At 49.3% G+C, this 22,307-nt stretch carries 12 protein-coding genes; 10 read left to right on the forward strand and 2 right to left on the reverse strand.

All coding sequences use genetic code 11. The features are described from left to right. The first annotated feature begins 132 nt into the window (after nt 1-132). Nucleotides 133-276 carry a hypothetical protein gene (locus tag NST26_RS11305; RefSeq protein WP_340954061.1) on the forward strand — a complete coding sequence of 48 codons (144 nt, stop codon included), beginning with the start codon at nt 133-135 and terminating at the stop codon, nt 274-276. 122 nt (nt 277-398) lie between these two features. Here the strand turns inward: NST26_RS11305 and NST26_RS11310 are convergent, their stop codons facing one another. After that, the gene (locus tag NST26_RS11310; RefSeq protein WP_081751131.1) at nt 399-1,247 is read right to left on the reverse strand and encodes an AraC family transcriptional regulator; all 849 of its coding nucleotides are present in this window, start codon (nt 1,245-1,247) and stop codon (nt 399-401) included. Between the two features lie 154 nt (nt 1,248-1,401). Here NST26_RS11310 and NST26_RS11315 point away from each other — a divergent pair, with 154 nt between their 5' ends. Further along, nucleotides 1,402-3,237 carry a beta-L-arabinofuranosidase domain-containing protein gene (locus tag NST26_RS11315; RefSeq protein ID WP_340954056.1) on the forward strand — a complete coding sequence of 612 codons (1,836 nt, stop codon included), beginning with the start codon at nt 1,402-1,404 and terminating at the stop codon, nt 3,235-3,237. 39 nt (nt 3,238-3,276) lie between these two features. On the opposite strand, the gene NST26_RS11320 is transcribed toward NST26_RS11315, so the two are convergent. After that, entirely contained in the window at nt 3,277-3,837 is a 561-nt protein-coding gene (locus NST26_RS11320) for a TetR/AcrR family transcriptional regulator (RefSeq protein WP_340954054.1), read from the reverse strand. 171 nt (nt 3,838-4,008) lie between these two features. Between NST26_RS11320 and NST26_RS11325 the strand changes: the two genes are divergently transcribed. The 8 genes from NST26_RS11325 (at nt 4,009) to NST26_RS11360 (ending at nt 22,281) form a co-directional block, all read left to right on the forward strand. Then, nucleotides 4,009-5,541 carry an NAD-dependent epimerase/dehydratase family protein gene (locus NST26_RS11325; protein WP_340954052.1) on the forward strand — a complete coding sequence of 511 codons (1,533 nt, stop codon included), beginning with the start codon at nt 4,009-4,011 and terminating at the stop codon, nt 5,539-5,541. Between the two features lie 182 nt (nt 5,542-5,723). Next, complete coding sequence (locus tag NST26_RS11330) at nt 5,724-7,256, forward strand: carboxylesterase/lipase family protein (RefSeq protein ID WP_340954050.1); 1,533 nt, start codon at nt 5,724-5,726, stop codon at nt 7,254-7,256. 278 nt (nt 7,257-7,534) lie between these two features. After that, complete coding sequence (locus NST26_RS11335; protein WP_340954048.1) at nt 7,535-8,902, forward strand: cytochrome ubiquinol oxidase subunit I; 1,368 nt, start codon at nt 7,535-7,537, stop codon at nt 8,900-8,902. Next, nucleotides 8,899-9,912, forward strand: coding sequence for a cytochrome d ubiquinol oxidase subunit II (locus tag NST26_RS11340; protein ID WP_340954046.1), 1,014 nt, complete (start codon nt 8,899-8,901; stop codon nt 9,910-9,912). The genes NST26_RS11335 and NST26_RS11340 overlap by 4 nt, the downstream gene beginning before the upstream one ends. Continuing rightward, on the forward strand, nt 9,913-11,673 hold the full coding sequence (gene cydD / locus NST26_RS11345; RefSeq protein WP_340954044.1) for a thiol reductant ABC exporter subunit CydD: 1,761 nt from the start codon (nt 9,913-9,915) through the stop codon (nt 11,671-11,673). Then, the gene (cydC, locus tag NST26_RS11350; RefSeq protein WP_340954042.1) at nt 11,670-13,391 is read left to right on the forward strand and encodes a thiol reductant ABC exporter subunit CydC; all 1,722 of its coding nucleotides are present in this window, start codon (nt 11,670-11,672) and stop codon (nt 13,389-13,391) included. The genes cydD and cydC overlap by 4 nt, the downstream gene beginning before the upstream one ends. Nucleotides 13,392-13,746: 355 nt before the next feature. Further along, nucleotides 13,747-19,221, forward strand: a complete 5,475-nt coding sequence (locus tag NST26_RS11355) for a type I polyketide synthase (RefSeq protein ID WP_339255481.1) — start codon at nt 13,747-13,749, stop codon at nt 19,219-19,221. Between the two features lie 24 nt (nt 19,222-19,245). Next, a complete protein-coding gene (locus NST26_RS11360) occupies nt 19,246-22,281 on the forward strand; it encodes a type I polyketide synthase (protein WP_340979139.1) in 3,036 nt (1,011 codons plus the stop codon). Nucleotides 22,282-22,307: the final 26 nt, after the last annotated feature.

Genomic DNA, 22,307 nt, shown 5'->3' on the forward strand with positions numbered 1-22,307 from the left:
CAAGTATTGTATAAAATGCAGGGTCCGATTGGAAGGAAGCAGGAATTAATATTTGCTTTTGAGACATGGTATCTAATATATAAGTACATAATTATGTACCACGTATTTAAGAATTCTAAGAGGACAGTGCATATGTTCAACATCGAAATGGCAGAGAAATTAAAGGTACTGGGTGACAAAACCAGACTTACAATTATGGGATTGTTAAAGGATAAAGAATGGTGCGGGTTCGTGATCAAGTGGGCGAGCGCATCAAGCAATTCGCTATACAGGTGAATAAGACAGAGATACAGCCGGGGCTTCCCGGCTGTATCTCTAAGGAGGACGCGGAGTTCAATTTCCAGGGTTCGTTCGAAAAGCCGCGTGTAATAGACACAACAAGCCCTCCATACAATTTCTCAATAAATCCTGCTCATATACTCTGAGGGGGAGCAGCCCTTCACTTTGCGGAATACCCGGCTAAAGTAAAAGGGGGAGTTGAAGCCGAGCCGCTCGCTGATCTCGGAGACATTCAGATTTGTGTTGCGCATCATTCCTGCTGCTTTGTCCATGAAGAATTGGGCATTGTACATTTGGATGGTGCTCCCTGTTTTATGTTTGAAGACTTCACACAAGTAACTGTAATTCATCTCCAGAGAAGCGGAAAGCTCCTGTGAATTGAGGGTGTAGCTGTCCTTTTGTTCAAGAAATCCGATAATTCTGCTTACCGTCCGGTCCGACTTGCTCAGCGGGGACTGGTGAAGAGACTGCCTGAAGAGAGTGATGAACAGCTCCATCGTTTGCAGGCATAGCGTGATGGTGCGGAGCGGATCTGTTGTATTGTACAGTTGAACGGCGGCTTTCAGCTGCTTCTCCAGCTTCTCGGGGTGTGAGATCCTTCCGTGCTTGGGAAGTGTAATGCACTTACGGAATTCTTCTAATAATGGTTTTCCTTTTAATGGATTACCGTTCTGCTCCGCTTCTCCCTCGGAATTACAGAAGAAATGAATCCAGTACCATGAAGTGCCCGCAGGTGTGCGGGGTTCTCCCCAGTGATGCAGACCGCTTTTCAGGAACAGAAATTCTCCCTTGCGGATGAGATACTCCGTTTCTTCCTCCCAGACCTCCATTTGCCCATCGGCCAAATAGAGGAAAACTTCCCACTCCAGCCTCCTGTCAGGATGCGTATATAAGCTTTCAGTCCTATGGGAACCCAAATCTTGTACGTTCAATACTTTATCGAAGTGTAATATCACGTTGTTGTGCATGCCTTATCCTCCTTACATAAACAGATACAAAATCTGAAAATAGTATAGGTTAACCAAAGGTGATGAATTCAATTATAGATGTCCGGCATTATAAAATATAGATGCAGGAGTTCTACGCTGCACTATTATTTTATAGAAACTGAGGTGTCCGAGCTTGTATGCTAACTTTGGTCTGGATGAAGTAAGGCTGACTGACGGGGATTTTGCGTGCCGCAGAGCGCTTGTTAAAAAGTATATTACTGAGTTTGATACGAACCGGCTTATGCACACATTTAGAATCAATGCGGGAATGGGGTCTTCTGCAGAGCCCCTGGGCGGATGGGAAGCCGTGGAGGTTGGCCTCCGGGGACATTTAGCCGGACATTTTCTGTCGGCTTGTGCCAAATTCGGATTTGGGGACCGGGATGAGGTTTTGAAGGCAAAAGCACTTGAGATTATTGATATTATGGAGTTATGTGCGAAGCCAAACGGGTATTTGAGTGCCTTCGAAGAAGATACACTCGATATTCTGGAGTTCGAAGAGAACAGGAATGTATGGGCGCCCTATTATACTCTGCACAAAATCATACAGGGACTGGTGGACTGTCACATCTGTCTCGGCAGCTCCAAAGCCATGACCCTGGCCCTGAACCTGGCGCATTATATACGCAGACGATTCGAGAAGTTATCCTTCTGGAAAATTGACGGGATACTCCGTTGTACGAAGCTGAATCCGGTGAACGAATTCGGGGGGATTGGCGACGCCTTGTACACCCTGCATGAGATCACAGGAGATCCCCAGCTCCTTGAGCTGGCCAAGCTGTTCGACCGGGATTATTTCCTGGAGCCCCTGGCAGCCGGTGAGGATGTACTTGATAACCTGCATGCCAACACTCACTTACCCATGGTTCTTGCTGCGATGCACCGTTATAACCTTATGGGGGAGGAGAAGTACAAGTCGGCTTCTTTGAATTTCTATGATTTTTTGAAGGGAAGAACATTTGCGAATGGCAATAACAGCTCGAAAGCTACGGCTTTTATCAAAGATAAAGTATCGGAGAAGTCAGAACACTGGGGGGAATATAACAAGCTGGAAGATGCGTTGACCGGCGGCGAAAGCGAGAGCTGCTGTGCACACAATACCGAAAGGATCCTGGAACAGTTGTTGAAGTGGTCTGCTTCCATAGAATATCTGGATCATCTGGAATCGCTGAAATATAACGCGATCCTAAACAGCTCGAGCAGCCAAACCGGGTTATCCCAGTATCATCAGCCAATGGGGAGCTCCGCCGTCAAAAATTTCAGCACGCCGTACGATTCCTTCTGGTGCTGTACGGCATCTGGAATTGAAGCTATGAGTGAGCTCCAAAGAAATATTTGGTTTAAAAACGGGGATGCCTTGCTGCTGAATGCTTTTATCTCTTCAAGTGTAATCTGGAAGGAAAAGAATGCTGCAATTACTCAGCAAACTGCTTTCCCTGATGGGTCAACCTCGACAATTACCATTCAAGTTGCCGAACCTGTTGAATTTCGGATGATATTCAAGGAGCATGCAGTCAAAGCTGTTAAAATCAACTCGGTTCTCTGCTCCCCTAAGAAGGAGAATAACTACTTCATTATTGAGCGTGTATTCTATGATCAGGATACGATTGAAATTGACATCAATGCCTCCCTGCATTTAGTTCCGCTAAAAGGCTCTGAGAATCGTGCGGCAGTGATGTATGGCAGCATCTTGCTCGCTCAGATGGGTCAAGCTGCGCATTTGCAGGACCTTTCAGCGGTTACTATGAATAGTAAATTCACCAGACTTCCAAGTGAGCTGCTGGAATTTGAGGTGGTTGACCTACTTGGCCATCCGGTAAAATTCATCCCGTTATATCGTATCGAGGAAGAGGTGTATACAGTTTATCTGGACTTGAAAGGGGAACTGAATCCTGACAGCCTGTTTTCAGCGGCCAAGGATGGAAGCACGGCGTATACAGAAGGATGCCGCGTTAAATATAACGGCTAAGGCGCGGCTGCAAGAGCTGTGTTGGAAGCTTCCCAATCATCACTTCTTATCAGAAGCCTTAAAGGCCATTAAAGCATGATCATCCAAAGCGCAAATGAGCTGAGCCAGCTCATGGCTTGATACTGTGAATTTTGTCCGTATCCATTCCTTAATGATGGCTAAGCTTCCATTCACTAAATAAGCGTAAGTAAAAGGCTTCATATCTTCAGGAATCTTAAGCTGAAGGTGATTGTCAATGCTCATAAGTATTTCATTAAGCAAACGCTTTGGGAAGAACACATCATCATTTGTTTTGAACAGCATAACGGTGAAGAGTTCTTCATTTCTTTTGATGTAATCTAGAAAAGCTAAAATATATGTGACTGCACTTTCACTGGCTTCTATTTTGATCAGGTACTCATTAGTGTTGTCAATAATCTCTTGCTCTAGATTATCAAGCAACTCGTATGCATTAGCATAATGCAAATAGAAGGTGGACCGATTGATGCCCGCAGAAGTGCATAATTCCTTCACACTGATCTGACTTATCTCTTTGTCTTGTAGCAGGCGAATCAGACTTTGCTTCAAGAGCAACTTGGTTAATCGTTCCCGTTGATTCATTGCGGTATCGCCTCCATGAAAAATTTATTTATGACAATAGACACAATCCACGCAAGTGTCCAGATTACAGCAAATTGACGATAGACTGATGGTTGTTAAATAGACACTGTGTCTGTATTCTGAAGGTAGACGAATGAATTGTCAATACAATGATGATGAAGGTGAATGAGGATGGAGAAAAAACGGGTCATGATCACAGGTGCAGCGGGTAACATGGGGAATGAAACGCTGAAGCTGCTGATAAACGATTTGGGAAAATGCGAGTTAATACTCTTCGATTTAGATCATCCTAACAGCCGTCAGAACCTGAAAGCATATGAGGGAATACAAGGTGTTAAGGTTGTCTACGGTGATTTACTCGATAGGGACCTGGTCTACGAATGTGTAAAGGAAGCAGATATTGTACTCCACATTGCTGCTTTTGTATCTCCAGCGGCTGACGAATTCCCCGAACGGGCTATGCGGATAAATTATGGTTCAACGAGAAACATCATCGATGCCATTAAGCAAAGCGGCCGTGCCGGGATCACCCGCTTGGTAAGTATAGGTACAGTTGCACAAACAGGTGACCGTATGCCGCCAATTCATTGGGGGCGTGTGGGAGACCCGCTTAAGCCAAGTGTCTATGATTACTATGCGGTATCGAAGATTGCTGCCGAGCGTATGGTCATTGAATCAGGACTAAGCTATTGGGTGAGTCTCCGGCAGACAGGGATTATGGGTCCGAAGATGAGCAAGATTCAAGATCCGATTATGTTCCATAATTGTCTGGACAATGTACTGGAATACGTGTCTGACCGGGATTCAGGACGCTTAATGCGGAATCTGTGCATTCAGGATATTGACGGAGAATTGGCTCAAGGCTTCTGGCAGCATATTTACAACATTGGCGGGGGTGAAAGTTGCCGGGTCAGTACACTGGACATGTACCGGGTGCTCTATGGCAAGCTTGGTATAACGAATCTCGATCATGTGATCGACCCTAAATGGTATGCAACGAGGAACTTTCACGGACAATACTATCTGGACTCCGATAAGCTGGAGAATTATTTGCACTTCCGCCGTGACTCCATGGAGTATTTCTATCAATGCTACCTCGATAATCTTGGCGCACTTGTACCCGTTGCGAAGGTCATCACAAAGCTGCCCGGAGGGCAAAAATTCATGGGGGCAATGATTAAGCGGACGATGAAAAAGCAGGCTTTGAAGAAGCGCGGAACTCTGCGTTTTATTGAAGACAATGCCATTGAGGAAATTGACGCTTTTTGGGGCAGCAAACAGAACTGGGAGGCTATCCCTGCCAAGCTGTCTGAAATGAAGGGCTTCTCCCAGTGGGACCAAGCCATCAAGCTTGACCATGGTTACGATGAGGATCAGCCGGCTTCGCAATTAAATATTGAAGATATGAGGGGGGCAGCGGAATTCCGCGGTGGTGAATGTCTCTCTACGGACATGACAACGGGAGATTGGACGGGGCAGCTTGATTTCAAATGTGCGTTTGGACATACCTTCAGCGCCAGTCCCAAGCTGGTCCTAGAGGGCGGACATTTCTGCCCGCAGTGCGAACAGGAGAGCTGGAATTACAAAGAGCGTGCGAAGCGGGAACCGTTCTTTGCCCAAGTGTGGAACCCGATTCAAGGTAAGGAGGATGGACGCGAGTATAAAAAAATTGTATCAGAATTAGATGTCGCAGTTAATCTATGACCGGGTAAGCATTACTCTCAATCCTTTTTTTATATTATAATTATGGGCTCGTTCTCGGCGGTGTGGAGCACAAGCATGTTAGAATAGATCAATTATGGCCCTGCTTAGATCATTGTTTTGGGGCAAGGGGTCTATTAGAATTTGGGGGTAAGCAACGATGTGGATGTAAAGGAGACGGTAATATGCTTAGAATGGTCAATGTGGAGAATGGCACGGTAAAAGGCTTACCCGCAGCCGATCCCCGGATTACGAGCTTCAAGGGAATACCGTTTGCAGCACCGCCTGTAGGGGAGAACCGCTGGCGGGCACCGCAGCCTGCCGAAGACTGGGAGGGTGTACTTCAGGCCCACGAGTTCGCACCGGTCTCCATGCAGGTCAGACAGGAGCTGGATGATAACAATATCTATACCCGTGAGTGGGCGGTGGAGCCTGACATTGCGATGAGCGAGGATTGCCTGTACCTGAACGTATGGACCCCGGCCAAACAGACGGACGAGAAGCTACCCGTCTATGTATGGTATTTCGGCGGCGGGCTGCAGGTGGGCCATCCGGCAGAGATGGAGTTCGACGGAGAACGGATTGCCCGCAGAGGGATTGTGGTGGTGACGATTAACTACCGGCTGAATATCTTCGGCTTCCTCTGCCATCCCGAGATTACCGCGGAATCACCGGAGGCGCCTGCCAACTTCGGCAACCTTGACCAGCAGGCCGCTACCCGCTGGGTGAAGCGCAACATTGCTGCGTTCGGCGGTGACCCCGACAACATCACCATCGGCGGGCAGTCAGCGGGCGGCGGCAGTGTCATGAGCCAGCTTACCTCTCCGCAGAACGAAGGATTGTTTCAGCGGGCGATTGTTGAAAGCGGAATCTTCACGGACCTGTATCCGGGAACCCTGCTGCCGCCGCTCCGGGGGACACTGCAGGAGGCAGAGCAGAATGGCATCGAGTTCTTCAAGTACCTGGGTGTATCCACACTTGCGGAAGCGCGGAAGCTGGATGCGGTCTATCTGCGGGACAAGGCAGTGGCGCTTGGCGGGTTCTGGGGCACCGTTGCGGACCAGAAGTTCCAGGTGGGGAATCCGTTCGATCTGTTCGTGCAGAATAGACGCTTGAAGGTGCCGGTTATGCTCGGCCATACCTCCTCGGAGTTCTTCAGCACTCCGAAGGTGCAGTCCTACGGGGAGCTCAAGCAGCTTGCGGCGGACATGTTCGGGGAGGATGCGGAGACCTTCCTGAAGCTTAGCGGCGCAAGGCCGGATGCTGTTCAGGAAGCGGTGGAGCGGGCAGCGGTAAGCGGGATCGAATACGCCATCCGGATCGCCGGGCAGGCGAATGCGGATACCAGAAGCGAAACCCCGCTCTATTACTATAATTTCGATGCGGAGATTCCGGGATGGGATAACCCGGGCACCTTCCACTCGGTGGATCTGTGGTTCTTCTTCGAGACGCTGGCCAAGTGCTGGCGGCCGTTTGTCGGCAAGCATTATGATCTGGCCCGCCAGATGTGCAATTATACCGCGCATTTCATCCGTACCGGAGATCCGAACGGCGCGGATTCCACCGGCGAAGAATTGCCGCGCTGGGAGCCGTATACCCCGGAAGTGCCTTACGGGATGCTGTTCGCTGACAAGGCGGAGTTCTCCAGAGAACAACCCGGCGAGATCATGAATTTTCTGGTGCAGCAGTACTTCAAGAAGACTGGCAGTCCGGTCTGAGGGGATTCTGCTCTTGATAGGATCAGCGGCAGTTTAAGACTTTATTTATTGAGTCTTAGATTGCCGCTGTTTTTATTACTGGACAGTCCCGTAGCATGTTATTCTCTATCAAACAATAGCCCGATAGAGTAGTTTCGGCTGTATTCACCAAGATGTAATAAAGAGTTGATGCTTTCATGAACGTTTGAAGGCAAAAAGGTGACCGGAGCCGATTTAGTTAAAATTAAAGATATAATAATTCAAAATATCTACGATTTTTATAAGGAGGCACTAACGTAATGGGCATCGATACCGTGCTGTGGAGCAGACTGGTGACAGGCTTGACACTGGGATTCCACGTTATTTTCGCAACAATTGGCGTTGGGGTTCCGCTGATGATCGCCATTGCTGAATTCATGGGCATACGCAAAAAAGACCCTCACTATACACTGATGGCCAAGAGATGGGCCCGCGGGTTTGTCATTTCTGTGGCCGTGGGCGTGGTGACCGGTACGGCGATTTCGTTGCAGCTGGCCTTGATCTGGCCTAATTTCATGAAGCTGGCCGGTAACGTGATTGCGCTCCCGTTATTTATGGAAGTGTTTGCTTTCTTTTTTGAGGCGATCTTCCTGGGCATTTACCTCTACACCTGGGACCGGTTCAAGAAGCCGTATATCCACTGGCTTCTTACGATCCCGATTGTTGCCGGTGCCGGGATGTCCGCTGTTTTTATCACGACCGTAAACGGGTTCATGAATCAGCCTGAGGGCTTTGCTATGGCCGGAGGGCAATTCACAGCGGTGAATCCGGTGGAGGCGATGCTGAATACAGCGACGTTCTCCAAGGTGTTCCATGTCTTAAGCTCTGCCTATCTGACCGGAGCCGCACTGCTGGCGGGTATCGCCGCGTTTGCACTCCTCAGAAAGGGAGTCTCGGAATACCATAAAAAAGCGCTGAAGCTGATGATGGCTGTGGTGATGGTGTTTGGATTGCTGAACGCTCTGGCTGGAGATACGTCGGCGAAATTTTTGGCTGAGCATCAGCCGGAGAAGCTGGCTGCGGCAGAGTGGCATTTTGAAACGGAAAGCGGAGCCGATCTGATTCTGCTGGGGTGGCTTAACGCCGAGCACGAGGTGCTGGGCGCACTGCATATTCCCAAATTTCTCAGCTTCCTCGCCTTTGGCGATTTCAATGCAGAGGTGACCGGTCTGAATGAATTCCCTGCGGATGAGCAGCCGCCGCTCCTGGTTCACTATTTATTCGATCTGATGGTCGGTGTCGGGTTTGCCCTATTAGGCATTTCATTCCTGTACTTCCTGTTTGTCTTCTGGAAAAAACGCAATGAGCATAACAAATGGCTGCTTCGCGTGATCGCGTTAGGCGCACCGCTTGCTTTTGTGGGAGTCGAGCTAGGCTGGTTCTACGCTGAAATTGGGCGGCAGCCCTGGATCTTAAGGGGATACATGCGTGTAGAAGAGGGGGCTACGACATCACCGAGCGTAAGAATCCTGTTTTTCGTATTCCTGTTGCTGTACATCCTGTTAGGCACGGTATGTGTGATTGTGCTGCGGCGCATGTTCAAGGACAATCCGGCGGAAACCGAGATGGAGAAGTGGAATCAGCATCCCGGCGGCAAATCAACAGTAAGGGGTGAGCATGCAAAATGAGTTATGAGCTGATTGGAATTTCAGTGCTCTGGCTGTTTTTATTCGGCTATTTAATTGTGGCCTCTATTGATTTTGGAGCCGGGTTCTTTGCCTTTTATGCCCGGCTGACGAAGCAGGATCATCTGATTAACCGTTTGATCTCCCGCTACTTATCGCCTGTCTGGGAGATTACGAATGTCTTTTTCGTCTTTTTTTACATTGGACTTGTCGGCTTCTTCCCGGATACCGCTTATTATTACGGCTCGGCGCTGCTTGTTCCGGGAAGCATTGCGCTTATCCTGATCGCGATCCGCGGTTCGTTCTATGCGTTCGAGAATTACGGCTCCAAAAATAACATCGTATATCTGTTCCTGTACGGCGCTTCGGGCCTGCTGATTCCCGCGTCCTTGTCAGTGGCACTTACCCTGTCGGAAGGCGGCTTTATCTTTAAGCGGGGAGAGACCGTGTCTCTGGATTACTGGGCCTTGTTCACTAACCCCTTATCATGGAGCATTGTAGGCTTGGCGATTGTATCTGTGTTGTTCATCAGCGCCTCCTTTTTGGCCTTTTATGCTTCCCGGGCAGAGGATCAACCCGCGCTGAAGCTTATGCGTACTTATGCGCTGTTCTGGAGCACGCCGACCATTGTTATCGCGCTGACGGCCTTTATTTATCTGGGCCAGCACAATGAGCGGCATTTTCAAAATATGATGGATTTATGGTGGCTGCTTGCGCTGTCTGTTGCTTTCTTCATGCTTGCCATGTGGCTGCTGTACAGCGGACGCCGTTACGGGTTGGCGTTCATAAGCATCATGCTGCAATTCCTATGCGCCTTCTTCGCTTACGGAATCGGGCAATATCCTTATATTCTGGACCCGTTCATTACGCTTGAGAACAGCATCACTTCACCGGCTATGGGTCTGGCGCTGGTCATTGTGTTCATCGGGGGTATGTGCTTGCTCATTCCTTCCCTGATTCTGGTGTTCAAGCTGTTCCTCTTTGACGCAGACTATGTGAAAGGAAAGAAATAAATGAAGAGCAAAACAAGTCTGATCGCTGAGCAAATGTCGGGGCAACGAAAACGGCTGGTTATGCTGACCCTCCTGTCGCTCATGCTCGGCATTGCGATTGTAAGTCAGGCCGGGCTGCTGGCGGAAGCGGTCCAGCGGGTGTTCGTGGAGAAGGCTTCCTTATCCTCGGTTGCTCTGCTGCTCGCTCTTCTGCTGTCAGTGATGGCGATCCGCACTTTGCTGTTATACGGAAATGGAAGAATAGGCTTGGCTATGGCAGCCGCCGCTAAGGCAAATATGCGTTCATCCGTGCTGCAGAAGCTTACCCGTGCCTCCATGCCTTCAACGCTGCGGGGGCAGACAGGGGGGAAGGTCAGTGTGGCTCTGGATGCAGTGGACGAGGCGGACAGCTATTTCAGTCACTACATGCCGCGGATGGCCGAAGCAGCGATCATCCCGGTTCTGATTCTGGCGGTTACGTTTGTTTTACATGCGAATACCGGCTTCATTCTGCTGTTTACGGCACCGTTCATCCCGCTGTTTATGATTTTGGTGGGACTGCAAACGAAGAACAAATCCGAAGAGAAATATGCGCAGCTTGCAGAGTTCTCCGGTACGTTCCTGGATTCGCTTCAAGGGCTCGTGACGTTGAAAATATTTGGACAATCCCGCCGCCAGCAGCAGCAGATTGAGCGCAGCAGCCTGGGTTACCGTGACGCGACCATGGATATTTTGAAGGTTGCCTTTACGAATACTTTTATGCTGGAAACCATCGTCATGCTGAGCATCGGGATTGTTGCCCTTGAATTGGCTATTCAACTGCTCGTATTCAAATCGATGCCGTTCCACACGGCCTTTCTTGTGCTGCTGCTTGTTCCCGAGTTTTTTAACCTGCTCAAGAATACAGGCACCGCTTTTCACAGCGGGCGGACCAGTATGGGGGCAGTCCGTAAGGTGGAGCAGATGCTTGCGGAAATGGGCGGCGGCACCGGCACACAGCCGGAAGGGAGCCAAGAGTCCTCAGCCAAGCTGCTGCGGATGCCGCCATCCATAGAGCTGAAGAATGTTCATTTCCAATATGCACCCGGTTCATTTGAGCTTAAGGCCGGACCCGTCTCCATAGGACCGGGAGAGCATGTTGCGATTGTCGGCCACAGCGGTTCGGGCAAAACAACCTTGCTCCATCTCATTGCCGGACTGCTGAAGCCGGTATCCGGGACAGTGCTGGTGAACGGAAGCCCGCTGTCGGAGTGGGAGGAAGACTCATGGTTTGAGCAGGTCAGCTATATTACGCAGCACCCCTATATTTTTGCCGGCACATTTGCTGAGAATATCGCCATCGGTGCCGGGCGTAAGGTCTTCAGGGAAGAAATTAGGCAGGCCGCAGAGGAAGCGGGACTTTCAACGCTTGTTGCCGGGCTGGAGCAGGGTTTGGACACTTACGTCGGGGAAGGCGGCAGGGGACTGTCGGGAGGGGAAAAGCAGCGTCTTGCTTTAGCGCGGGCCTTTTTGAAACGTCCGGCTCTGATCCTGTTCGATGAGCCTACGGTGGGCCTCGACTTGCAGACCGAACAAATCCTGCAAAGCTCCATAACCGCGCTGGCTCGAAAGGCAACGATGATCACAGTCGCACACCGGTTGTATACGATCCGGCAAGCGGATCACATTTTGTTTATGGACCATGGCGTATTAGCGGCGGCAGGACCTCACGACGAGCTCCTTGAACGTGTGCCTCAATATGCCGAGATGGTTAATATTCAGCGAAAAGGAGGATCAGCATGAACGAGCTGGCGATTTTGTCCAAGGCCATGATAGCAGAGCGGAAGGATATACTCCTGTCGATTCTGGGAGGGTTTATTGCCGGCGCTGCCGGTGTGGCCCTGTTCTCCGCAAGCGGGTATCTGATTTCACAGACGGTCTTTATGCCGCCGCTCTATACCTTGATCGTTCTTACCGCGCTGGTCAAGCTGCTGGGTCTGCTCCGGGCGGCAAGCCGTTACGGGGAACGCCTGTATTCGCACAGAGCAACCTTTTCCATGCTTAGCCGTTTGCGCACAGGCTTTTTTGCCAGGCTGATCCCGTTAACGCCCGGTATCTTGAACAAGAACCGCAGCGGAGATCTGCTGGCGCGGATTGTCGGCGATGTAGAGAGCCTGCAGAATTATTTTTTGCGTGTCGCTTATCCGCCGGTGATAGTCATCACGGTCTTTCTGGCAACCATGGTGTTCAGTGCCTCTTATTCATTCTGGATGGCCTGCTTGTTCGTAATAGGGATGCTGCTGACAGCAGTGGTTGTACCGGGAATCGTATTGGTGGGCCAGCGGGCGATACACGGCCGCGTCCGTAAGCAGCGGGCGCTGCTGTCAACGGAAGTCACCGAGGTATTGTACGGCTTCCGCGATCTGAAGGTGTACGGGCAATTGCCGCAGCGGGAGCAGCAGCTCCAGGCGGCTTCGGCAGCACTGACAGCAGATCAGCAGCGTGCAGCAGGTCATCTGCTGCGCGGACAGGCGATGCACACCTTTGTAACCTTTTTTATTTCCTGGGGTGTACTGACGCTTGGGGCCTATCTAATTATGGAGGGTGCGCTGGCTGGCGTGTTTTTAGCGATGCTTGTGATGGCCGCACAGACGGTGTTTGAAGAAGCTGGAGCCATGGCCACTTTGCCAGCCTATAAGCAAGACAGTGAGCATGCGGCCAAAAGGCTGACTGAAACCGTATTGACTGCCACTGATTTACCTGTGCAGCCGGACCGCTCCCTGCCTGAAGGAGCGGCTGTGCCGGTGGAGCTGTCCGGTGTTACGTTCCAATATGATGACGAGTGGCGGCCTGCACTGATAGAGGTGTCGCTGCAGCTACCGGCAGGTTCCAGAACGGCAGTGGTCGGACCGAGCGGGTCCGGCAAATCAACGCTGATCGAGCTGCTGCTCAAGCTGCGCACGCCTGTTTCCGGGGACATACGTTTGAACGGCATTCCGGTACAAGAGCTGGATGAGTCAGGCATTTGGGAAGCCTCGAATGTCGTCTTACAGCAAGGTCATTTTTTCCGTGGAACAGTCCGTGACAACCTGCTGCTGAATGGAGAAGAAGCATCTGACGAAGTATTGTTAGAAGCTCTCGCTAAGGCCCAACTGCCGGATGTGGCATTAACCGATGCCGTATTTGAAAAAGGAGAGAACCTGTCCGACGGTGAGAAGCAGCGTCTGGCGTTGGCGAGGGTCATGCTCCGCAAAGGACGGCTATGGCTGCTGGATGAACCGACCTCCTCATTGGATTATGTAACGGAAGAGCGCGTGTTAACCCATCTCTACGAACAGTCCGCCGGAGATACCTTACTGCTCATTTGCCACCGGCTTACCGGCCTGGAAAGCATGGACAGGATTATCGTCATGGAGCAGGGCAGGGTCATTGAAACAGGTTCATATGCGGAGCTAATGGAGCAACAGGGCTACTTGTACCGTATGAAGCAAATAGAGCTGCAAATGATTGGAGAGCTATAGGCAAAAGGTCTCTACCGCGAGGCGATTATTCGTGAATTGATTAACAATGCGACCATCGATATGGTTATGCTGCTCACCTTAAGGTGAGCCTTTTTTTTGGTGAAGAAAGTCACATTTTAATTTTGGGATATATGCTATTTTTATCTTGTTAAATGTAAATATTACCTCCTATACTAATTCTCCCTACTTTATACCTATTCATCCCCTTTAATGGTAATAGTTAATTATCACTACTCTGAAGTCTACCAATCCGTTGTAAAATGCATATTTATGCAAAATAATACATAGTTAGTCAATGGAATTTTTTTGTGATTTACAGTTGTGAATGATAAGCATAGTAAAAGGAGCGAGAGGTATGAATAAGCAGACGGACAAGCTAGTGGCGATTGTGGGGATGGGCTGCAGGTTCCCGGGAAGCGCAAATAATGTAGAACAGTTCTGGGACATCTTGAAGTCAGGCAAGGATACGATTACGGATATTCCCGAGGATAGATGGAGTGTTGAAGAATATTATCATCCTAACAAACAGGTAAAAGGAAAAAGCCACGCCAGGCGTGGAGGATTTATCGATAAGTTTGATCAATTTGATGCAAAGTTCTTTGGGATTAATGCCAGAGAGGCAGATCAAATCGATCCGCAACAGAGGCAAATGCTGGAGATTGTCTGGGAGGCTCTAGAAGACGCAGGAATTAAGCCCGGCAGTCTGAGCGGTTCCCGCACCGGTGTGTTTATCGGCGGATTTACGCTCGATTATAAAATTCTGCAATTTGCTGACGCTGCACAAATTGGAACCCATGCTGCAGTAGGAAGCATGATGACGATGTTATCGAATAGAATCTCGTACATATACAATTTAATGGGTCCCTCTCTATCCATAGACACAGCCTGCTCGTCCTCCGTGGTTTCTGTTCATGAAGCCTGCAAAAGTCTGCACAACGGTGAATGCGATCTGGCCTTGGCAGGCGGCATGGAACTGATCTATGCCCCGGAATATTTCATAGCCGAATCCAAAGGCGGATTCTTGTCGGTGGACGGAAGCTGCAAGACCTTCGACGCTGCTGCGAACGGTTATGTCAGGGGGGAAGGGGGCGGAATCCTTGTCCTTAAAAGTCTGGAAAAAGCGCTCGAAGACGGCGACTATGTGTATGCCGTGATCAGAGAGAGCCTTGTGAACCAGGACGGAAAAACGAATGGTATTACGGTTCCTAACGGCGAATCCCAAAAGATGCTGCTGCAGGATGTATATGCGAGAGCAGGGATTGCCTCCGATGAAGTTCAGTATGTCGAATTGCATGGAACCGGAACAGCACTGGGTGATCCCATTGAAGTCAATGCGGTCGGTGAATTCTTTGGAGAGCACAGGACGGAAGATAACAGATGTATCATGGCCTCGGTCAAACCGAACATCGGTCATCTGGAGGCAGCTTCCGGCGTAGCATCGGTAATCAAGGCGGCGTGCATTCTTGATCATAGACAGATTGTGCCGCATATCGGAATGAAAGAGCTTAATCCTGAGCTTGATCTGGACAAGCTGAGGCTAAGAATTCCCTTAACCAATGAAAGCTGGCCGCAGGATGGTAAAGATGCCATCGTCGGTGTCAATTCGTTCGGTTTTGGCGGAACCAATGCGCACGTGATTTTACAGGGAATAACGGGTGACAGACAGTACGATGGAACAGTCAACGAAGAACTGCCTCAAGTATTAACCATCTCCGCAAAAACAGAACAATCCTTAAAGGCTCTTGCCGCAGAATACACTGAATTTTTGAATCAAACCGCCGAAAGCTTACCGGATATTTGTTATTCCGCACTTACCAAACGTGAGAAATTCCCGAAATCCCTTGTGTTATTCGGAGGGAATATACAGGAGATCATTCAGGGTCTGACAGATTATCAGCAGGATACTTTGCCGCAGAATGTGGTTGTGGGCAATGAAGGTAAAGACAAGCGACTGGTGTTTATTTTCACCGGCATGGGTCCTCAATGGTACGCGATGGGACGCGAGCTCTATCATGTGAATACGGTATTCCGCAATACGGTCGAGAAGTGCCACGCTGAGTTCTCCCGATACTTGTCCTGGTCATTGATGGATGAATTCCTGATTCATGAGGAACAATCCAGCATGCAGTTCACCGAAGTCTCCCAGCCGTTGAATTTTACGGTGCAGGTGGCCTTGGTTGAGATGTGGAAGAGCATGGGGGTTGTCCCGGATCTGATTATCGGACACAGTGTGGGTGAAGTGGCAGGATTGTATGCTGCCGGTGTCTACAGCTTTGAAGATGCGGTCCGGATTTCGTATTACCGCAGTATGCTCCAGCAGCGGCTGACGGGTAAAGGCGGTATGCTTGCGGTTGGCTTGAATGAAGAACAGGCCAAGGAGCTGATTGCTGACAATAACGACAAAGTATCCATTGCGGCAATCAACAGCAACACAAGCGTAACCCTGTCCGGAGATATGGCCTGTCTTACAGAGATCAGCAGCAAGCTTGAAGTTGACGGTGTTTTTAACAAGTTCTTAAGAGTAACGGTACCTTATCATAGTGTGTTTATGAATGAGATTAAATCGGAGCTGCTGGAAGCCCTGCGCGATATTCATCCGCAACCAACCAAAATCAGAACGTATACCACCGGAAATGGCCAGCTGGCGGAAGGGCCGGAGCTGGATAATGAATACTGGTGGCTGAATGTATCCGGTTCCGTGTACTTTGCCAAGGCCATGGAACAGATTTTGGAGGAAGGCTATTCCTGTTTTGTTGAGGTTGGCCCTCATCCGGTACTGGCGAATTCAGTCAGTGAGCTTGCGAGTGAGAAGGATATAGAAGTTCTGATCTCGCCCTCCCTCCGCAGAAATGATCCGGAAATACCAAGAATGCTTAGAACCTTGTCTGAGCTATTCTGTGCAGGCTATGAAATTGACTGGTCCCGGATCTACAGAGGAACCTTTAAGTATGTGAAGCTGCCGCATTATCAATGGGAGCATGAGAGGTTCTGGAAGGAATCCAAAGAGCATATGAAGAGACGCCTTGGACAGAAAGAGCATCCTTTTATCGGATACCGCAAGAACAGCGTGGTTCCGGCATGGGAAGCGGAAATCAATGATTATATTATGCCGTTCGTCTCAGACCATTGTGTAAATGGCAGTGTACTGCTGGCCGGAGCCCATTTCATTGAAGCCTCGTTCCAAATGCTCCGTGATTACAGCAAATTAAGCATTGATGAGGTGTATGGTTTATATCATATTCACTTTAAAAGAGCGCTGTTCCTTGATGAGAACAATGCCGGCCATATGTCTATTAACTATGATCCGCAGCATGGTGTGGTGAAGATCGGAAGCCTGGCAGATGGCGATGTATCCAGAACTACCGAGAATTTCCGTGGGGAATTTGTCAGAAAACAGACCTGGAGTGTGAGCCGGACAGCCGATCTGGAGGCTCTTAAGCACAGTGCCAAGGAAATTCTGAATCAGGCGGAATGCTACGGGCTGCTGGAGAAAATGAATTTCACCTACGGCCCTATGTTCCAGGGACTTAAGAAGGTATGGATTAATCATAATGAAGTTCTGGCTGAGATCTGCACGCTGGACGAGTTAGGCATCCAGGACATGGATAATATCCTGCATCCGGCTATTCTTGATGCTGCCTTTCAGTCGCTTCTCGTTAATCAATTTGATGAGCTGAGAGATCACGGACAAGTTGATATTAAGCTGCCGGATACGGTGGACTCAGTCGTCGTATACGGTAACACGTCCGGTCCATTGCGGGTCCGTTCTATAGTGAAGGAATCGGGTAAGGAGTTCATTGCCGGGGATATTGAAATCTATGATGAGCAAGGCAACATTGTTGTCATTGTAGACAACTTTGTGGCCAGATCCGTAGAGAAAAGTCCGGAAGCTGCCGTGCTTAGCGAGAAGAATCTGAAAGAATGGTTCTATGGCATTGAATGGAAGGCTCAGGAGGTAGAGAACGATGAGCAGCTGATCGCAGCTCGACATTCGTATACGAACTGGGTTGTGCTGTGTGATGCTTCCGGCACGGGTGACAGGATTGCCGGGAACCTAAGCGGCAGAGGCTATAACTGCAAACGGTTCTACGCGGATTATCAGAATCCCGGCAACCAGGATGCAGGCAGTGTTATTGTCAGCAATAATCAAGCGGATTATATCAAGCTGATTCAGCACATGGATCAAGAGCAGGAATACGGCATTATCCACCTGTGGGGTATGGACATTACAAGTCATGATCAGATGGACACGGATGCTATTGAGGCTTCCAAGCAGAAGGCTGTCAACAGTATCCGCCATGTTATGAATACTTTGAATGAGCACTCCGTGAAATATCGTACTTGGGCAGTTACCCAAGGGGCAGTCAGTGTTGACGGCAAGGAGCCAGTTGATGTGCTGCAGGGAGCGGCTATCGGTATGTGCAGAGTAATCAGCCACTCCGAGTGCATTGGAAGCTGGGGAGCAAGTATGGATATCGATCATCACCCCGCCTCTGTCGATCTTTTGATCAATGATCTGGAGAACTATACACGTGAAGATCAGCTGGCGTATAGAAACGGTGTCCGTTATGTTGCCAGACTGGAGCATATCTACGATCTGGACGGGAACATCCCGGTAACTATGGCGGACAATAAGATTTATCTGGTCACGGGTGCAATGGGCTCACTCGGGCAGATCACTGTGAATTGGATGTACGATAAGGGAGCCAGACATTTTGTATTGATAGGCCGTACCCCGTTTCCTGGTAAAAAAGAACGAAAAGTGATGACTTCATCCCATAAGCTGTACAGCCAGGTGCAATTTATCAATGAGCTTGAACGGAAAGGCTGTACCGTTGAAGTAGCCGCGCTGGACATCGCTAATGAAGCAGCAGTCGGGGAGCTTACGCATAGATTGATTCATGAAGAAACCATGCCGATCGGCGGTGTGATCCATATTGCCGGTGTAGTCAAAGACAAATTAATGATGCAAATGGAGCAGCATGAGTTCGATGAGGTCTATGACACCAAAGTTAAAGGCGCATGGCTATTGAATAAATATCTTGAAGAGGTTGAACTGGACTTTTTCATTATGTACTCTTCCACAGGATCAGTCGTTACGGCGGTTGGACAAGTGAATTATGCCGCAGCGAACTCCTTTATGGATTCACTGGCCTGCTACCGCCGCAGTAAAGGCAAATCTGCCTTGAGTCTGGGCTGGGGACCATGGGGTGTAGGGATGGTTAAAGAAAAGAATTTGATTGATCATTATAAATATCAAAGAGGCATGAACCCTATCTATGCGGTGAATGGCATGCAGGCGCTGGAAAGAGTGTTCGGACAACAGCTATGCCATGCTGTAATCGGTGAAGCGGACTGGCCGCTTGCGCTTAATAATTATCCGGGCAAGCCGGCATTGTATAATCACCTCGCCATGCAAAGCGAAGATACTGCAGGGGACATGCAGGAGACCGACTTATTCAGCATACTGGCCAAAGCCTCCGGCATGGAAGAAAAAAGTGCAGTTATCATGGATTTCTTCGCTGAGATCATCGCTGAGACCATTCATGCCAAGAAGGATGCGCTTGTTCTTGATGAGCCGATCAGTTCGGTTGGAGTGGACTCCATTATCGCTGCAGAGATCAGAAATAAAATAAATAAGAAATGCAGTATTAACATTTCCATTGTTGACCTTCTGGGCGGAATCAGCATTGCTGACTTGGCCGGAAAACACTTCAATGACATTAACGACTTAATTATTGAAGACGAATCCGAAGCAGACCTGGAAGCATTATTGGACCAGTTAGAGAATCTGACAGAAGAAGAGGCTGCACTTCTATTATCTAAATAAAAACGGAAAGGAGGATACAGAAGCATGGAAATATCCGCTCAGAATGATGATCTTAGAGACCTCGATATTGCCATTATCGGAATGGACTGCCAGGTTCCGGGAGCAGATGACGTAATGCAGTATTGGGAGAATCTGTGCAACGGGACGGAGTCGCTTACCTTCTTCACCGATGAGGAGCTTCGGGCAGCGGGGGTACCGGAAGAACTGCTCAGCAATCCCGAGTACAGGAAGTGCGGCTTCAAAATAAATAATATTGAGCAATTTGATGCGGCGTTCTTTGGCTTCACGCCCAGGGAAGCGGCACTGATGGACCCGCAGCAAAGAATTCTGCTTGAGAGCTCATGGCGGCTGATGGAAAGTGCCGGGTACCAATCGGACCAGTATGCAGGGAAGGTGGGCGTATTCGTCGGAACGGGAACCAGCAAGTATTTATTGAAGAATATTATGTCCAGTATGGATCTGGATTCCACTCCCGAGATCAGACAAATATGGATTGGGAACGATGTTCATTATGCTTCGACCATGATTTCCTACAAGCTGAATCTGAAGGGACCGAGCGTGAACGTGCAGACTGCATGTTCCACTTCCCTGACCGCCGTAGTTCTGGGCTGTCAGGCTCTGCTGAACTATCAATGCGATATGGCCATTGCCGGAGGGAGCTCCCTGTCGCTTCCTCAGGTTAGCGGTTATCTCTACATCAAAGGAGAGGTTCTTGCGGAGGACGGACATTGCCGGCCGTTTGATAAAGATTGCAGCGGTTCATTAAGCGGCAGCGGAGTAGGAACCGTGCTGCTGAAAAGATTGGAAGATGCTGTGAACGACCGCGATCATATCATCGCTGTCATTAAGGGAGCCGCCTTTAATAATGACGGTTCGGCAAAGGTTGGTTATTCGGCACCAAGCATTGAAGGCGAACGCAATGCGATTAAGAGCGCCCAGATACTAAGTGAGATAGATGAAGAAACGATTACTTATATTGAGACTCATGGAACAGCGACTCCCATGGGGGACCCCATAGAGGTACAAGCACTTACAGAAGCCTTCTCGGAAGCCACGGACAAGCTGAATTTCTGCGCCCTGGGTGCAGTGAAAGCCAATATCGGACATTTGGATTCTGCAGCAGGTACGGCCGGGTTAATCAAAACCAGTCTGATGCTCCAGAAGCAGAAGCTTGTACCCTGCATCAACTATAAAGAAACGAATCCTAACATTGATTTGCAGAACTCGCCTTTCTATGTCAATACCCGCCTCAGAGACTGGAACCCGGACTGCGGGGTAAGAAGAGCAGGCGTCAGCTCGTTTGGCATTGGCGGGACCAATGTTCATGTAGTCCTGGAAGAAGCGATCGACACCCGCAAAGTCGAGAGTAATGAGGAATTTCAATTGCTGCTGCTATCCGCAAAGACAAAGACCGCCTATGAAGAGGTGGCCGGACAATTGCTGGATTTTGTGCAAAATAATGAAGACATTGATTACCGGAATATCCTGTATACGATGAATATCGGAAGAAAGAGACTGCCCTATCGAGGCGGTCTGGTCTGTAACAGCAGAGAAGAGCTGATTCATAAATTGGGCGGCAGCCTTCCTGCCGTGAAATCTCCAAATGAGAACGAAAAGGAAATTGTGTTCCTGTTCCCGGGACAAGGCGTGCAGTATGTGAATATGACAAAACAACTGTACGATACGAAGCCTATATTCCGGCATGAGCTGGATAAGTGCTTCGAAATCCTTCAGAAGCAGTTGAACTATGATTTAAGACAGCTTATCTTTGCAGATCAAGCGGATGCTAAGGGTGAGGAGACACTCACAGAAACCCGGAATACACAGGTTGCTCTATTTGCCGTTGAGTACTGCTTGGCCAAGACTTTGATGCATTGGGGAATTACTCCCAAAGCTCTGCTGGGGCATAGTGTTGGAGAGTACGTAGCCGCTTGTCTTGCCGGGGTATTCTCACTCGAGGATGGTCTTAGATTAATGGTCATGCGGGGCCGGATCATCCAAAGTCTGCCGGCGGGCGAAATGCTGTATGTGAATATGAACGAGCAGGAAGCGCAGGCCTATATTAACGGGAAGGTCTCACTGGCCTTGATTAATTCCGAGAACCGGGTGGTATTGGCCGGGGATAGCGCAGCGCTGCAGGAAGTGGTCGAACAGATTACAGAGGATCGGGAGTACAGAATTCTTCACACCTCCCATGCTTTTCATTCCTATATGATGCAGGGGGCAGTGGAGGACATGCTGAAGGTGCTCCAGACGGTGACGTTCAACAAGCCGATGATCCCGATCATGTCCAATGTCACGGGAGAGTGGCTGAAGCCGGAAGAGGCGATGAGTGCAGACTATTGGATACAGCATATGCTGGGCACTGTCAGATTTAAAGATGCTGGACTTCATTTGGCACAGAAAAATTATAAATACTTCATCGAAGTGGGTCCGGGAAAAACGCTCTCTGTCTTTATGCAGGATAATTTGAAAGACTACGCGGAGTGCCTATTGTTCCAAACGGTCCGCGGCGTTAAAAATACGATGAATGATAATAAATTTCTGGCGGAGTTCGTAAAGAAGGCCTGGATCAGCGGACTAACCATTGATTTTGCAAAATATTACGAAGATGAAAGCTTATTCAGAATCCCTTTGCCGACGTATCCTTTTGAAAGGAAGAGACATTGGATTGAAGCTGGCAAGCAGAAGGCTTATGAAGCGGCTGGAAGCAACGGCTGGGATAGGGAGCTCTCAGCAGACAGTGCTGTAGAAGCGGACACGATAGAGTATAACCGGCCGGATATCTCGGTGGAATATGAACAGCCTGACAATGCGATTGAAGAGAGTATAGTGGAAATCCTCCAGGAGATTATGGGGATCACGCCGATTGGAATCAACGATAACTTCTTTGAGCTTGGCGGACATTCTCTGATGATCACACAAGTCGTCCTGAGAATTAAGGAGCTCTATGGGATTGAATTGCAGTTGAAACTGTTTATCGAAGCACCGACTGTCAAGAATGTAGCTGACCTTGTATTGGAAGAGTTGTCAGAAAGCCTCGATTTGGATGCAGTCTAAATATGGACAGTTAGAGGTGTGGAGAG

The sequence above is a fragment of the Paenibacillus sp. FSL R7-0128 genome, assembly GCF_038002245.1.
Lineage (GTDB): Bacteria > Bacillota > Bacilli > Paenibacillales > Paenibacillaceae > Paenibacillus_AQ > Paenibacillus_AQ silagei.